Below are 1873 nucleotides of genomic sequence, written 5' to 3'. Positions count from 1 at the left end.
ATGTTATACTAAAATAGAGGTGAAAGCATTGAAAGAAAAGCGTGGAAGAGGTTACGTATATTCAATCCAATATAATTTAGTGTGGTGCGTGAAATATCGTAAAAAGATACTTAAAGATAATATTGAGGATACATTAAAGATGAAATTAAAACAAATTGCATTAGAGAATAAGTTCGATATTTTGGAAATGGAATGTGACAAAGATCATGTACATCTACTTGTAGATTGTTCTCCGCAACACTACATACCTAATATCATAAAGGCATTAAAGGGCGTGTCAGCTCGGGCTATGTTTAAGGAACACCCGGAAATAAAAAATGAATTATGGGGAGGCAGTCTTTGGAATCCCTCATATTATGTTAGTACTGTAAGTGATACTACAGAAGAACAGATAAGAAGATATATCCAATCTCAAAAGGAGAAGTAACTTTATGGGTAAGCGAATGACAGTCAAAGAAAAGAATAAAGAATTGGCTAAACAAGGGCAGCAGTTGAAAAGCTATGGTCTTGTTCTTCGTGTTTACCCTACAAAAGAACAAGAAGGGTTAATTAACAGAACCTTTGGTTGCACTCGGTTCATTTTTAACAACTACCTTTCTACAAGACAAGAGTATTACAAGGGAGAAGCTAAAACACTCTCAGTAGGTAAATATAAAAAGGACTTTCTTGTTCCTATGAAATCATTAGAGGAACACAGTTTCTTAAAAGAGGTCGATAAGTTTGCCTTGGAAGTAGCTTGTGAAAATGTTGAAGATGCATATATTCGTTTTTTCAAGGGTCAGAACCGATACCCTACTTTCAAGTCAAAGAGAACTGCAAAGAAGTCTTACACGACAAAAATGACCAATAATAATATTGCGGTTTGTGGTTTATCTTCAATTAAAATACCTAAGCTAGGTAAAGTATCTATGGCAAAGGTAAAGTCTAAGAGAAATAAAGAGATTATTAGTAAGATAGAACTAGGACAGGTACGAATACTAAAAGCTACTATAAGTCAGAAAAGTTCAAAGTATTATGTATCGTTAACATTAGAAGAGATAGTAACATTAGTTAAACCTTTGGATATTGACACAGTGGCCTCAGCAAAAGTAGTTGGTGTTGACCTTGGGATTAAAACATTTGCAACTATTCATGATGGTTCTAAAACTGAGTTTGTAGATAAAGCTAAATATATCAAAGAGTCTGAGAAGAAATTAGCGCAACTTCAACGCAGATTATCAAAGAAACAGAAAGATTCTCAGAACTTTAAAAAAGCGAAACATAAAGTTGCTGATTTACAGTTACATATAGCAAATCAACGTAAAGACTTTGCTCATAAGTTAAGTACCCAGTTGGCTAACGAAAACCAAGTAGTTATACTGGAAACACTTAACATTAAGGGTATGGTTAAGAATAAAAAGTTATCTAAAGCTATTTCAGATGCGGGATGGTATCAATTCATTACCTTTCTTAAGTATAAACTAAAATGGCAAGGGAAATATTTGGTTCAGATAGACCGTTGGTATGCTTCATCTAAGTTATGCTCAAACTGTAATGAAAAACATGTAACCCTTACCTTAAATGAGCGTCAGTGGGTCTGTAGCCATTGTGGTTCAGTACATGACAGAGATGAAAATGCAGCTATTAATATAAGAAATTATGGCTTACAAATATTAGGTTTAGAAGCTGTAGCATAAATTGGTACTGTAAGTACCTGCACCCTTGGGACAAGGGGAAGTGCCTGTCACGAAAGTGAGTGAAGCTATGCTTCACAGGAGCTTATGTAAGACTAAGGGTGTTTTCACATCTTAGCAGTAATCTATGAAACAGGAAAAAGTGATAGCACCGTCAGGTGCTAATCGAATCCCGTGACTTTAGTCGTGGGTAGTTCAAT

2 protein-coding genes are annotated in these 1873 nt (G+C 34.9%); both read left to right on the top strand.

Annotated features, from left to right (window positions below):
• Positions 1–28: 28 nt before the first annotated feature.
• Positions 29–427 (top strand): IS200/IS605 family transposase, encoded by a 399-nt coding sequence (gene tnpA / locus P0N36_RS15145; RefSeq protein WP_275843719.1) that lies wholly within the window; start codon positions 29–31, stop codon positions 425–427.
• Positions 428–443: 16 nt separating this feature from the next.
• Positions 444–1676 (top strand): transposase, encoded by a 1233-nt coding sequence (locus P0N36_RS15140; protein WP_275843718.1) that lies wholly within the window; start codon positions 444–446, stop codon positions 1674–1676.
• Positions 1677–1873: the final 197 nt, after the last annotated feature.

This window comes from Petrocella sp. FN5 (assembly GCF_029210395.1).
GTDB lineage: Bacteria > Bacillota > Clostridia > Lachnospirales > Vallitaleaceae > Petrocella.
This window is presented reverse-complemented; position numbering and strand designations above follow the sequence as displayed.